At 53.1% G+C, this 12,844-nt stretch carries 13 protein-coding genes; 8 read left to right on the forward strand and 5 right to left on the reverse strand.

All coding sequences use genetic code 11. The features are described from left to right. The first annotated feature begins 130 nt into the window (after positions 1-130). Complete coding sequence (locus tag GCU45_RS23505; protein ID WP_152400951.1) at positions 131-511, forward strand: DUF423 domain-containing protein; 381 nt, start codon at positions 131-133, stop codon at positions 509-511. 107 nt (positions 512-618) lie between these two features. Here the strand turns inward: GCU45_RS23505 and GCU45_RS23510 are convergent, their stop codons facing one another. Then, positions 619-1,149 carry a hypothetical protein gene (locus GCU45_RS23510; protein WP_152400953.1) on the reverse strand — a complete coding sequence of 177 codons (531 nt, stop codon included), beginning with the start codon at positions 1,147-1,149 and terminating at the stop codon, positions 619-621. A 216-nt stretch (positions 1,150-1,365) separates the two neighbouring features. Here GCU45_RS23510 and GCU45_RS23515 point away from each other — a divergent pair, with 216 nt between their 5' ends. Then, positions 1,366-1,668, forward strand: a complete 303-nt coding sequence (locus GCU45_RS23515; protein ID WP_076170502.1) for a YunC family protein — start codon at positions 1,366-1,368, stop codon at positions 1,666-1,668. Positions 1,669-1,789: 121 nt separating this feature from the next. Here the strand turns inward: GCU45_RS23515 and mtnA are convergent, their stop codons facing one another. Both mtnA and mtnK read right to left on the reverse strand, forming a co-directional pair. Beyond that, positions 1,790-2,875, reverse strand: coding sequence for an S-methyl-5-thioribose-1-phosphate isomerase (gene mtnA, locus GCU45_RS23520; protein ID WP_145136099.1), 1,086 nt, complete (start codon positions 2,873-2,875; stop codon positions 1,790-1,792). Beyond that, positions 2,872-4,095 (reverse strand): S-methyl-5-thioribose kinase, encoded by a 1,224-nt coding sequence (gene mtnK / locus GCU45_RS23525; RefSeq protein WP_152400955.1) that lies wholly within the window; start codon positions 4,093-4,095, stop codon positions 2,872-2,874. The genes mtnA and mtnK overlap by 4 nt, the downstream gene beginning before the upstream one ends. A gap of 321 nt (positions 4,096-4,416) precedes the next feature. Here mtnK and GCU45_RS23530 point away from each other — a divergent pair, with 321 nt between their 5' ends. The 6 genes from GCU45_RS23530 to sufB all read left to right on the forward strand — a co-directional run bounded on the left by GCU45_RS23530 (position 4,417) and on the right by sufB (position 10,665). Beyond that, complete coding sequence (locus GCU45_RS23530; protein ID WP_076170500.1) at positions 4,417-4,878, forward strand: Dps family protein; 462 nt, start codon at positions 4,417-4,419, stop codon at positions 4,876-4,878. 616 nt (positions 4,879-5,494) lie between these two features. Continuing rightward, positions 5,495-6,277 (forward strand): Fe-S cluster assembly ATPase SufC, encoded by a 783-nt coding sequence (sufC, locus tag GCU45_RS23535; protein ID WP_076170499.1) that lies wholly within the window; start codon positions 5,495-5,497, stop codon positions 6,275-6,277. Between the two features lie 25 nt (positions 6,278-6,302). Further along, positions 6,303-7,607, forward strand: a complete 1,305-nt coding sequence (gene sufD, locus GCU45_RS23540; RefSeq protein ID WP_152400957.1) for a Fe-S cluster assembly protein SufD — start codon at positions 6,303-6,305, stop codon at positions 7,605-7,607. Next, positions 7,604-8,815, forward strand: coding sequence for a cysteine desulfurase (locus GCU45_RS23545; RefSeq protein WP_152400960.1), 1,212 nt, complete (start codon positions 7,604-7,606; stop codon positions 8,813-8,815). The genes sufD and GCU45_RS23545 overlap by 4 nt, the downstream gene beginning before the upstream one ends. Further along, positions 8,815-9,246: a Fe-S cluster assembly sulfur transfer protein SufU gene (sufU, locus tag GCU45_RS23550; protein ID WP_116232670.1), complete on the forward strand. Its 432-nt coding sequence runs from the start codon at positions 8,815-8,817 to the stop codon at positions 9,244-9,246. Before GCU45_RS23545 ends, sufU begins: the two co-directional genes overlap by 1 nt. 21 nt (positions 9,247-9,267) lie before the next feature. Further along, positions 9,268-10,665, forward strand: a complete 1,398-nt coding sequence (sufB, locus tag GCU45_RS23555; protein ID WP_076170496.1) for a Fe-S cluster assembly protein SufB — start codon at positions 9,268-9,270, stop codon at positions 10,663-10,665. A gap of 189 nt (positions 10,666-10,854) precedes the next feature. Here sufB and GCU45_RS23560 read toward each other — a convergent pair whose 3' ends face one another. Beyond that, positions 10,855-11,904 (reverse strand): HD-GYP domain-containing protein, encoded by a 1,050-nt coding sequence (locus GCU45_RS23560; protein ID WP_152400962.1) that lies wholly within the window; start codon positions 11,902-11,904, stop codon positions 10,855-10,857. 89 nt (positions 11,905-11,993) lie between these two features. Beyond that, positions 11,994-12,722, reverse strand: a complete 729-nt coding sequence (gene moaD / locus GCU45_RS23565; protein ID WP_076170494.1) for a molybdopterin converting factor subunit 1 — start codon at positions 12,720-12,722, stop codon at positions 11,994-11,996. Positions 12,723-12,844 lie beyond the last annotated feature (122 nt).

A 12,844-nucleotide genomic window follows, 5' to 3' on the forward strand; every position in this document is an offset into this window, starting at 1 on the left:
AAAAGGCGGCGTCCGATCGGTTAAAATAGTTAACAGTTTGTTAGTAGATAGAATGAACTAAAGAAAATCATATTCTAACGGGCTTTAGTTCAATCTATATAGATTAGGAACATCCAAAGGAGTTGTCGATGTGCAGCGCAAATTTATATTGACCGGCGCCCTGATGGCGATGCTGTCCGTGGTGATCGGAGCATTCGGAGCCCACATGCTGGAACCTATCGTCGGAGAGTCGGCGATGAAGGTTTATGAAACAGGGGTTCAATATCATATGGCGCACGCCTTGGGGATCATACTGATTGGGGTCGTTGCGGGGTTATGGGGGGATTCGCGCAAGCTGGCCTGGGCGGGATGGCTGCTGCTGGTCGGGATCATTCTGTTTTCCGGAAGTCTGTATGTTCTCGCCATCACTGGGATCAAAGTGCTTGGCGCCATTACGCCGCTTGGAGGCGTTGCCTTCATCATCGGCTGGATCTGCCTGATTGCGGAAGCCGCATCGCGCAGACGAGCCTGACCCCTCCATATCGGAGGAGAACAGAAGAAAGCCCGTCTTCGGCTTAGTGAGCCGGGACGGGCTTGTTTTAGTGTTATACGCTTCGGAGAAACGGCATCCTTATCCTATTAGATGACCTCGTCCACTTCGTTCAGCTTAAAGGTATAAACCTGTTTCTCATCCACGTGATATACGTTCAGCATCTGCTGTTCCTCATCATAATTCAGGATCCGGCACGGCATATGAATGTGCTGCCCGCTCCGGTTGGCCGTCAGCCGGATCAGCCGGTTGTCACGGATGTATACCTGAATCCAATCATAAATGTCCGAACCGCCATGCACCGGGTTTCGGGGCGGCTGGCTTTTTGCATTTTTCCCTACGGCCGCTGTACGCAGTTCCGCTTCCTTGATCGGAGCAGGGGGAACGGACGGGCGGGGAGGCTCTTCTTTGGAAAGGAGAGATTTGCGCTTGTCCTGAAGCATCGATTCAATCATCCGCCCCAGTTCAATTCCCGATTTGATGCGAAAATCCGCAATATGCCCGTTGCCGTTCAGCATGCCGAGGAGTTCTTGAAGCGCCAGGGCATTAGAGGGACTTTTCACTAAGATGTCGACGTTGAATAAAAAACCAGATTCGTCATTGGATTGATTGTTGTCCATGGATCCCCCAAACTATACGTTCAAATTAGATATGAAAGTGACTAAATAATATCATGAATGTGAATAGAATCATAGTCCTAATGTCGGAGTGGAAAGCAACTTTCTTCCTATTTATTTCGGCGCATTTTGGTTATGGACGTACGCACAGTCACCCATTCCCCAGGGCGAATACAATGATGCTGGATGGATATCACGCCTGGGGAGGTGTACAGCTGAATGGTGACTATGGTACCGATTACCGTCGGGGGCCACAGCTTTGTCGGGGTAGAGGTCAAGCTGCCCAAGACGACGCTGCTCACGATCAACTCGCCGAAAGGGTACATTATGTGCGGGGCGCTGGACGTAGGCCTGCTTAACACGAGACTGGCGGAGCGAAAAATCATTGCGGGCCGGGCTGTCGGCGTCAAAACGCTGCAGGAGCTGCTTGAAGCGCCGCTGGAGTCGGTGACGACCGAGGCCGAGGCGCTCGGAATCGTTCCGGGCATGCCAGGGCATGAAGCTCTGTTAAAAATGGTGTAATGGCCTCACGGCCGCCGACTGGAAAGCAATAAAAAGCCAGCCCTGCCAGGGCTGGCTGAGCCGGTGGCATTTCGGCGATTAGAGACACTAGCCCGAAACGAAGCCACATTGGCCAAGTTCATTAAGCTTGGAAGAGGGCGGCGAGGTTCTCGGCGAATGGCGCCTTGACGATCCCCTTTTCCGTGATGATGGCTGTTACATATTCGTGAGGCGTGACATCAAACGCCGGATTGTAGACCTTGATGCCTTCGGGAGCGGTTCTCTTCCCGAAGCCCTCGGTGACTTCCTCAGCCGGCCGCTCTTCAATCGGGATGTTGTCCCCTGTAGGGGTGTTCAGATCGATGGTCGACAACGGGCAGGCGACGTAGAACGGAATGCCATGGGCCTTGGCCAGCACGGCCAGGCTGTAGGTGCCGATCTTGTTGGCGACGTCGCCGTTGGCGGCCACCCGGTCGGTGCCGACGATCACCGCCTGCACCCATCCCTTGGACATGACCATGCCTGCCATGTTATCGCAGAGCAGCGTCACGTCAATTCCGGCCTGCTGGAGCTCGAAGGCCGTCAGCCGCGCGCCCTGCAGCACAGGGCGCGTCTCATCGGCATACACTTTCAGCTGTATGCCCTGTTCCTGGGCCAAATACATCGGCGCGGTCGCCGTTCCGTATTTGGCCGTAGCCAGCCCGCCTGCATTGCAGTGGGTGAGCACGCCCATGCCGTCCCGGAACAGGGGCAGTGCATTCTCCCCGATGCGGCGGCACACTTCCTCGTCCTCCGCTTGAATCGCGTTGGCCTCGGCGAGCAGGGCCTCGTTCAGGTCGGCAACGCTGCCTCCCCGGCCGGCCAGCTCATGCGCTTTCCCTTTCATCCGGTCCAGCGCCCAGAACAGATTGACCGCCGTCGGCCGCGAGGTGGCCAGATAGGCGCTGACCTTGACGACATGGTCGTCCCAGGCGGCGGCATCGACGCCTCCATACTGGCGCGCCCCGAGCACCACGCCGTAAGCGGCGGCGATGCCGATGGCCGGTGCGCCCCGGACTTTCATCGCATGGATGGATTCCCACACTTCTTCCGGCGTGTATAAATCCAGATAGACGATGGCGTCCGGAAGCAGGCGCTGATCCAGCAGGATCAGCTTGTCGCCGCCCCATTGGACGGAAGTTAACGGTTCACTGCGTCGTTGTGTTTGTTCTTGGTTGTCATTACTCATTTTACGGCTCCTTTAAGCGGCTCGGCTTCCTTCACCAGCCGGACGATGTCTTCGCCGGACTGGATGGTCCGGTTGAATAGAACGAGCTGTTTGCCGATAGCCAGCGCCGTACGCTGCGCCTTCTCCCGCAGCTTTACGTCCGCGATCGTGTCGATGTCGGCCACATGGGACAAGCCGACGATGCGCCGGATCATTTTGCAGCCGGCGAATCCGCAGGCATCCCGCAGTACTTTGGCCACGTAGGCGTCCTGGTAGCCGGGTGCTTTCGCAAGCGGGTCCCTGGCATCCTCATCCCACAGCTTGCGGAAGCGGATTTCAAATTCGGACCATACGTCCGAAGCCATGCGCAGAAGACGCTCTTGATTGCCGAGAACCTCCGATTCTGCGGCATCCCAGCCTGGCCGGGAAGCGTAGTTCAGCAGCAGGTTGCCGATGATGGCGCCGAGGTCGAAGCCCATCGGCCCGTAGTAGGCAAACTCGGGATCGATCACTTTGGTCGATTCCGGTGTGACGAAAATGCTGCCGGTATGCAGGTCGCCGTGAACCAGCGCTTCGGTCCGGGTCAGGAAGGCTTCCCGGAGCAGGGCGACTTCCAGATGGAGCTTGCCGTTCTCCCGCAGCTCCTTCGCCTGATCCTCCAGATAGTCCGGATAGTTGTTGTTATCGGAAAACCGGTATGGATCGTCAAAGATCAAATCCTCGGTAATTTTGCACAGATCCGGATTGATGAATTTACGTACCTGTTCTTTCTTTTCCTGCGGGTTCAGGAACAGCTCCGAGGTATAGAACAGCGTTCTTGCCGTAAATTCGCCGATATGGCGGGCAAACAACGGATAGGCTTGTCCTTCGATCAGCCCTTTGCGCATAATCGTATGGTCGCTCAGGTCTTCCATGACGGTTATCGCCAGGTCATCGTCGTAGGAGAACACCTGCGGTGCCAGTCCGGGACACAGGCGGTACTGCACTTGAAGCGCCTCGCGTTCAATGCGTGCCCGGTCCAGGGACAACGGCCAGGATTCCCCGACCACCTTCGCATAAGGAAGGGCTTGTTTGACAATGATACTTTTATCGCTGTTCCGGTCCGTAATATGGAACACTAAGTTCAGGTTGCCGTCCCCGATTTCTTTGCATTCCAGCTGCGCATCAGGCGTGAAATGCCCCGGAATGCCGCGGACGAGAGAAATGGCGTCTTGGACGGTGAGCGGGTGATATGTGGACATGGAAGTCACCTCCGTATAATAAGGAAACGCGAATAAAGCCAACTTGTTCACTTGGTTATAAAACAGTATATCGGATTGCCGACCTCTTTTGAATCTTTTTTTCAGTGAGAGCGTTTGAAAACGAAAGACCCTGCCATTTATGGGCAATTGTTTCGTGCAGCGGGTTGAAGGGTAAGATAAGGGCAGGGAGGCACGCAGCCCAGATTACTCTCGGAAGAGCCTCCCCATACTTATACGAAAACTCCAGCCGGACCCCGAAGCTGCCGTTGTATGCGGCAATGGAGAGGGAAGGCCATATACTTAAAAAAGGAAGGGATATTCATGGCAAAAACGTCATCCAAATCAAAAACATCCACTTTGGAGCAAATCCTAAACCAACAAGTTGCGAACCTGAACGTCCTGTATGTCAAAATCCATAATTACCATTGGTATGTAAAGGGTGAGCATTTCTTTACCCTCCACGTAAAATTTGAAGAGCTGTACGACGATATTACGCTGAAAATGGACGAAGTGGCTGAACGGCTGCTTACGATTAAAGGAAGCCCGGCTGCGACGATGAAGGAGTACCTGGACATCGCAACCATTCAGGAAGCTTCCGGTAATGAAGACCAGCGCAAAATGGTGCAGACCCTGATCGAGGACTTTGCCACCGTTGCCGAGGAAATGAGCGAAGGAATCAGCCTGGCGGAGGAAGCCGGCGACCATCCAACGGCCGATATGTTTATCAAGATCAAGAGCGATCTCGAAAAGCATATGTGGATGCTCCGTTCTTACCTGGGATAAGGGATGCTTCTTTCGCGAAAGCCCGGAAGTGCGCTGGCCGCCAGCGCACTTTTTGTGTCCCGGATCAACCTTTGACGGCATAACGTATAAGACCGCGTTGCCTTTTTGATTAATCAGACATGAATCGGACGTACGGGAAATTGAGAAATGGGATCCGGTCTCTGGCGGCTGTTCCCGGTCATGAATCCGAGCGTCTGCGCGGTTGTCAGGATCCTCCATGCTGCTGTTCCTTGGATGTGAAAATGCAATCCATAACATATCGCAGAATGTTCACGAAATGCCAGCCGGTGGTGAGAACGATAGCTCCGTTGCCGGATGCTGCAGAACTTCCGCGAAACCGTTCGTCATGAACAGCATCCATGGAAAAATTTGATATTGTAAGGAAACAGGCTTGGCTGCAACCGCGGCGAAGCCTGTTTCTGTAATGAAACACCAGGTTTACTCCGACGGGCGGTTGATATGATTCGCCATTTATTATAAAATTGTGATAATCATTGAGAATCAATTTAGACTCATTACAAATTGATAATAATGATTGATTGAAATCGGGGAGCGCGTCCCTGTTGAAATAGACTTTCTGATTTCGGCAAAACATTTAACGGAGGGAAAAACGAATATGGCTACTAATTTCACCATTGAAGGACTTAAAGCGACAATCGAGGGCAAGGAAATCCTGAAAGGCATCAACCTGGAAATGAAGGGCGGAGAAATCCACGCCATCATGGGACCTAACGGTACCGGTAAAAGTACACTTGCTTCCGCTTTGATGGGACATCCTAAATACGAAGTAACGGACGGCAGCGTAACCCTGAACGGCGAAGACGTTCTGGAAATGGGCGTTGACGAGCGTGCGCGGGCCGGCCTGTTCCTGGCTATGCAGTACCCGAGCGAAATTACGGGCGTGACCAATTCCGACTTCCTTCGCAGTGCCATCAATGCACGCCGTGAAGAGGGCAATGAAATTTCGCTGATTCGTTTCATCCGTCAAATGGAAGCGAAGATGAAAGAACTCGATATGAACCCTGAGTTTGCCCATCGTTATTTGAACGAAGGCTTCTCCGGCGGTGAGAAGAAGCGGAACGAAATTTTGCAAATGATGATGATCGAACCAAGCATCGTCATCCTGGACGAAATCGACTCCGGTCTGGATATCGACGCTTTGAAAATTGTTGCCAGCGGTGTAAACGCGATGCGCAGCGACGACCGCGGTTTCTTGATTATTACCCACTATCAGCGCCTGCTTAACTATGTGAAGCCTGATTTTGTACATGTTATGATGCAGGGCCGCATCGTGAAATCCGGTGGTCCTGAACTGGCGGAGCGCCTGGAAGCGGAAGGTTACGATTGGGTGAAGGAAGAGCTCGGCATCGAAGACGAAACTGTAGGTCAAGAAGCGTAAAGATAACGGAAGGAGGAGAACGAAGATGACAACACAAACCATTCTTCCGGTTAACGCTGAAGGCCTGAGCGCGCTGTCGAAGGGCAGCAACGAGCCGGCCTGGCTCACGGAAAATCGTCTGAAAGCATTGGAACTCGCGGCAACCCTCGAGCTGCCGAAACTCGAAAAAACGAGAATCGAACGCTGGGACATTCAAAACTACGGAAGCTTCAAATCGGTAAGCCCGATTGCATCCCTGGCTGAAGCTCCTGAATCGATTCAGGAACTGATCAAGGACCAGGAAGCGGGCAACCTGATTATCCAGCGCAATTCCGGAACCGTGTATACGAAGCTGTCCCCTGAGCTTGCTGCTCAAGGCGTCATTTTCACCGATCTGGCGACGGCGGTGAAGGAGCACGAGGATCTCGTTAAGGCTCACCTTCATACGGCTGTTACAGCGGATGAGAGCTCCGTAGCCGCACTGCATGCCGCATTGTGGAACGGCGGGGTGTTCCTGTATGTTCCAAAAAATGTGGAGGTATCCGTACCGCTGCAGGCCGTTCTGCTGACAGATGACGAGGAAGCTACTTTTGCTCCTCATATTCTGGTCATTGCCGATTCGAACAGTTCTGTAACCTATGTAGATAACTATGTATCCGGAACATCCGGTAAACCGGTCACTCATAACGGCGCCGTTGAGGTATTCGCCAAATCGGGAGCGAAAGTCCGGTTTGCGACCATTCATCAAATGGGCACGAACGTGACGGACATCAGCTACCGCCGTGCCGTGATCGAGAACGACGCGTCCATGGAATGGATCGTCGGCGAAATGAACAGCGGCGATACCGCCAGCGATACTTACTCGATTCTGAAAGGAAACGGATCGACGTCCGATTCCAAGATCATCGCCGTCGGCTCCGGTTCTCAGAAGCTGAACTACACGACTCGTGCGAACCACTTCGGCAAGAGTTCCGAGAGCCAAATGATTACCCGTGCGGTCATGCGTGAAGAAGCACAGGCCATCATCAACGGCATCACCAAGATCGAGAAGGGCGCGACCAAATCCGACGGACAGCAGACGGAGAAAGTGCTGATGCTGAGTCCGAAAGCACGCGGTGACGCCAACCCGATCCTGCTGATCGACGAGGACGACGTTAAGGCAGGTCATGCAGCATCCGTCGGCCAGGTCAACCCTGAACAAATTTACTACCTGATGTCCCGCGGGATTTCCCGCGAAGTTGCCGAATCCCTGATCATTTATGGATTCCTGGCACCGGTCGTATCTCAGATTCCGCTTGAAGGCCTGCGCACGCAGCTTCAATCGGTCATCGAAGGGAAGTTGGGACAATGAACCGCGACATTCTCGAGCAGTTTCCCATCCTGAATCAGGAAATAAACGGCCACCCGTTGGTATATCTTGATAATGCGGCGACTTCCCAGAAACCGCTCGCTGTGATCGAGGCTGTCAAACGCTATTACGAGCATGACAACGCCAACGTGCACCGCGGGGTGCATACGCTTGGAAGCCGTGCAACGGATGCTTATGAAGGCGCGCGCGAGAAGGTAGCTAAGTTCATTAATGCGAAGAGCACGAAGGAAATTATTTTTACGCGGGGAACGACGACAGCCCTGAACCTGGTGGCTTCCTCGTTCGGGCGCTCGATTTGCCAGGAAGGCGATGAAATCGTCCTGACCCCGTTGGAACACCACAGTAATCTAATTCCTTGGCAGCAGGTGGCAAAAGCCACCGGCGCCACTTTGAAATATGTTAAACTACAAGAAGACGGTTCAGTCACTTTGGCCGAAGTCGAGAAAGTCGTCACCGAGAAAACCAAGATCATCGCGATGGGCTATGTGTCCAACGTCATGGGCGTGGTTAACCCGGTGAAGGAAGTTGCCGAGCTGGCGCACCGCCACGGCGCGTATATGGTCGTGGACGGCGCCCAGAGCACGCCTCACATGAAGATCGATGTTCAGAATCTGGATTGCGACTTCTACGCATTCTCCGGCCACAAGATGTGCGGTCCTACCGGCATCGGTGTACTGTACGGCAAAAAGGCGCTGCTCGAATCCATGGAACCGGTGGAATTCGGCGGTGAAATGATTGACGATGTCGGACTATACGATTCTTCCTGGAAGGAGCTGCCCTGGAAGTTTGAAGGGGGCACCCCGATTATCGCCGGAGCGGTTGGGCTTGCTGCAGCCATCGATTTTCTCGAGGAAATCGGCATGGATCAAATCGAGGAGCATGAGCAGAAGCTCGCGAAGTATGCGATCGAGCGGTTATCGGAAATTGAAGGCCTGAAGCTTTATGGTCCGCGTGTGCGTAAAGTGGGCTTGGTCACCTTCAATTTGGGAGATGTGCATCCGCATGATGTGGCTACGGTTCTGGATGCCAGCGGGGTTGCGATCCGCGCAGGCCATCACTGCTGCCAGCCGCTCATGCGTTGGCTTGAGGCCAGTGCCACCGCCCGTGCAAGCTTTTATCTATACAATACCGAACAAGATGTAGATCGTCTGATCAGCGCCTTAATCCAGACAAAGGAGTATTTTGGATGATGGAACTTGACGACTTGTACCGGCGTGTCATAATGGATCATTATAAAAACCCCCGCAATCGGGGCAAATTTGAAAATGAAGCCGTGACGGTGGATCTGAACAACCCGACCTGCGGCGACAAAATTTCGCTTCAGCTTATTGTCGATAATGGCATGGTCAAAGATGCCAGATACACAGGAGAGGGCTGCTCCATCAGCATGTCCTCTGCCTCGATGATGACCGAAGCGGTCAAAGGCAAGACGCTCGAGGAAGCGAAGGAAATGGCTTCACGCTTTTCTTCGCTGATGCAGGGTGAGGACGTTCATTTTGACGATTACGAAGATATCGAAGCCCTGTCCGGAGTTAACAAGTTCCCGGCCCGCATTAAATGCGCAACGCTCGCTTGGAATGCACTGCGGAAAGGTATTGACGAGGAACGCATTAACCACTAACGATAGGGAGGCTGAATACTCATGGCCAAAAAAGCGCCTGAAATAGAAGAGTATAAATACGGATTCCGCGACGAACATAAAGCGGTATTCCAAACCGGTAAAGGACTTACCCGTGAGATTGTTACCGAAATTTCCAAAATCAAAAACGAGCCGGAATGGATGCTTGAATTCCGTCTGAAATCATTGGAGCAGTTCGAGAAAATGCCAATGCCTCGCTGGGGCGGCGACCTGGATGAACTGGACTTCAACGATATCCAGTACTACGTAAGACCTTCCGAGAAGCAAGGAAAGACGTGGGAAGAAGTACCGGCTGAGATCAAAGAAACCTTTGACAAGCTGGGTATTCCGGAAGCCGAGCAGAAATTCCTGGCCGGTGTATCCGCCCAGTATGAATCCGAAGTTGTGTATCACAACATGCAGAAAGACCTGGAAGACCAAGGGGTTATCTTCATGGATACCGACACGGCGCTGAAAGAGCATCCTGAAATTTTCAGAGAGCACTTTGCGACTGTCGTTCCTCCTACCGATAACAAATTTGCTGCACTGAACAGTGCGGTATGGTCCGGCGGAAGCTTCATTTACGTTCCAAAAGGCGTTAAATGTGAAATCCCGCTGCAGGCTTACTTCCGGATCAATTCCGAGAACATGGGCCAATTCGAACGTACGCTGATCATTGCGGACGAAGACAGCTTCGTGCATTATGTCGAAGGCTGTACCGCACCAATCTACAGCACGAACTCGCTGCACAGTGCGGTTGTTGAGATCATCTGTAAGAAAAACGCACGCGTGCGTTACACGACGATCCAAAACTGGGCGCCGAACATCTACAACCTCGTTACCAAACGGGCGGTAGCTGAAGAGAACGCCACGATGGAATGGGTAGACGGCAACATCGGCTCCAAGCTGACGATGAAATATCCGGCAGTGCTGCTGAAAGGACGCGGCGCGAAAGGCATGGTGCTGTCCATTGCGGTTGCAGGCAAAGGCCAGCATCAGGATGCAGGCGCCAAGATGATCCACTTGGCTCCGGATACGACGTCCACGATCGTATCGAAGTCGATCAGTAAGCACGGCGGCAAGGTCACCTACCGTGGTCTCGCTTCCTTCGGCCGCAACGCGGAAGGCGCGAAAGCCAACATCAAGTGCGATACGCTGATCCTGGATAACGAGTCCACTTCGGATACGATTCCGTACAACGAGATCAAGAACGACAACATCGTTCTGGAGCACGAAGCGACGGTATCCAAGGTATCGGAAGATCAGCTCTTCTACTTGATGAGCCGCGGACTCACTGAAGCCGAGGCGACGCAAATGATCGTTATGGGCTTCATCGAGCCGTTCACGAAGGAGCTCCCAATGGAATATGCGGTCGAAATGAACCGCCTGATCAAATTCGAGATGGAAGGCTCCATCGGTTAATAGTAAGCATACAAAGCGTGTTCCGCGCAGCCGTTACGGCGGCTTCGCGGGGCGCGCTTTTTAGATATAAGGAGAAAGGTATAAGCTTCTGAGACGTCTATCTTCTATGAAAGTACGTCGATAGACGGTTTTTTCTGGCCACATTCAAAAAGAAGCCCTCAACCGAGGGCTTCTTTTGCATTGAACGGGTTACATATAAATTTGATCGATGGCAATATTCCGGTCAGAGGACAGATCGATGAACCGGTCCTCGGTCTTCACAAGCGGACGGAAGAAATCCGCCGGATTGGTCATGATAATGGTGCCGGTTTCCCCGGAAGTCAGGGTGACCCGTTTGCCGATAAAGTTCGGGAGCATATGGCTGATAAACGCCTGAGTTGCCCGGGGGCTCAGCTTACCGAAGCTGAGGCTGTACAGTTCGCGGAGCACGGTCAGCAGTTCCTGCTTCGTCTGATACACACGGTTCGTTGTCATCGCGCTAAACACGTCGGCCACCGCGGTAATCCGCGAAAAAGGATGGACTTCAAGCTCGCCGCACTGGTGGGGATAGCCGCTCCCGTCGTCACGTTCATGATGCTGCAGCGCGACCAGCGCGGGAATTTCATCGTTGGTGGAGCTTCGGATGATATCGTAACCGTAGACGGTATGACGCTTCATTTCTTCGAATTCTTCCGGCGTAAGCTTGCCGGGTTTGTACAACAGCTCGGCGGGGACGAGGCATTTGCCGATGTCATGCAAAAAACCCGCTTTTCCGGCTGCGAAGGCCTCCTCGGGAGCATACCCGAGCCAGGTAGATATGTAGTAGGAAAGAATGCCGACCTGAACGGAATGTTGGTATGTATATTCGTCTTCCGGATTGATGGACAAGAGGAGGGAGACCACGTCGGTATGGGTGCTGAGCCGGTCCACCAGCGGCTCCATAATGTCATTGACGACGGTCGTGTTGATCCGGCCTGTCGAAAGGGCTTCCAGATACAGCGACTCAAACCCTTCCACCGCTTGTCCAACCTGTTCTTCCACCTTGGATGCAGGTTGACCGGAAAGGAACGGTGATGAAGCGGTCGGCTCAACCGGCCGGGAGGGGTCAACCTCCACATAAGCGATGCCATGTTGAATCAGCTTGCTGATCTCTTCAAGCTTCAGTTCCTTCCCTTTGTGGAGCACATGAAGCCCGATATCGTTAAACGTATCGGCTTGAAGCCGATCACCGGGCCGTAATTCCGTGACATGAACTCTCAAAACTGATCGTCACCTCATTGTTCAGATTGGAACCTATTGTTTTGAAATCTATATTAGCAAGAAAAATATGGATTATCAACGAACTCTTCTTAGACGGAGGGGGGGAGCGTCGGGTCCCATGGCCCCTTTTGATGTCCCTTCCATTCCGACCCGTCCTCCCAAATTTCCTTCTTCCAAATGGGCACGGACTGCTTGAGCTTCTCAATCGCATACCTGCTCGCTTCATAACAAGCCTCCCGGTGCCCGGTCGATACCGCGATGATGACGCTGATCTCTTTCACATCGACTGTACCGATCCGGTGTGAAATCGCACAGCGCGTGCCCGGCCAACGTTCGGCGATTTCACGGCCGATCAATTCAAGCTGCGCCAGTGCCATCGGGATATACGCATCGTACTCCAAGTGAACGGTGCGCTGCTCACCCGTCATCTCCCGGGTTGTCCCGACAAAAGACAGCGTGGCGCCATGGTTGTCGTCCAGCACCTTGGACGTCACCTCATCAACGGACAGCGGCTGATCGGTAATACAGTATAAGCCGTCTGCTGATGCTTCCTGTACTGAGCTACTTCCGTCTCCGCCCGATACGGGCGGAATCAAGGCGACTTCGTCACCTTCCGTAATAAGCGCGTCACCCGGCGCATAATTCTGATTAACGGCAACAAAAGAAACGGAGATCTGCGCGGCAGCCTCCGGGTACAATTCGGTCAGCTTTTGTTTCAAGCCGTCGGCTGTGATGGATTCCCCTTCGACGGACAAAGGTAAAACAGAGGTTTGGAGCCGTTCTGCAAGACCGGCAAACAATCGAATATCAAGCTGCATTTCTTTCTCTCCTCGGGCGTGGTAGTTCATGTCTTCAATATACCATATCCACCTTGAAAATGTTATGCTTATCCCTAGGAGCATTTGGGCCTAACAAGGCGAGAACAGTGAAAGGGGAGGTT

This window comes from Paenibacillus cellulositrophicus (genome assembly GCF_009363095.1).
Lineage (GTDB): Bacteria > Bacillota > Bacilli > Paenibacillales > Paenibacillaceae > Paenibacillus_AQ > Paenibacillus_AQ favisporus.

Coding starts and splice junctions, on each gene's coding strand:
- GCU45_RS23545 (WP_152400960.1), top strand. CDS start 7,604: ATGAACCGCGACATTCTCGAGCAGTTTCCCATCCTGAATCAGGAAATA.
- GCU45_RS23530 (WP_076170500.1), top strand. CDS start 4,417: ATGGCAAAAACGTCATCCAAATCAAAAACATCCACTTTGGAGCAAATC.
- mtnK (WP_152400955.1), bottom strand. CDS start 4,095: ATGTCCACATATCACCCGCTCACCGTCCAAGACGCCATTTCTCTCGTC.
- sufC (WP_076170499.1), top strand. CDS start 5,495: ATGGCTACTAATTTCACCATTGAAGGACTTAAAGCGACAATCGAGGGC.
- GCU45_RS23510 (WP_152400953.1), bottom strand. CDS start 1,149: ATGGACAACAATCAATCCAATGACGAATCTGGTTTTTTATTCAACGTC.
- moaD (WP_076170494.1), bottom strand. CDS start 12,722: ATGCAGCTTGATATTCGATTGTTTGCCGGTCTTGCAGAACGGCTCCAA.
- mtnA (WP_145136099.1), bottom strand. CDS start 2,875: ATGAGTAATGACAACCAAGAACAAACACAACGACGCAGTGAACCGTTA.
- sufU (WP_116232670.1), top strand. CDS start 8,815: ATGGAACTTGACGACTTGTACCGGCGTGTCATAATGGATCATTATAAA.
- GCU45_RS23515 (WP_076170502.1), top strand. CDS start 1,366: ATGGTGACTATGGTACCGATTACCGTCGGGGGCCACAGCTTTGTCGGG.
- sufD (WP_152400957.1), top strand. CDS start 6,303: ATGACAACACAAACCATTCTTCCGGTTAACGCTGAAGGCCTGAGCGCG.
- sufB (WP_076170496.1), top strand. CDS start 9,268: ATGGCCAAAAAAGCGCCTGAAATAGAAGAGTATAAATACGGATTCCGC.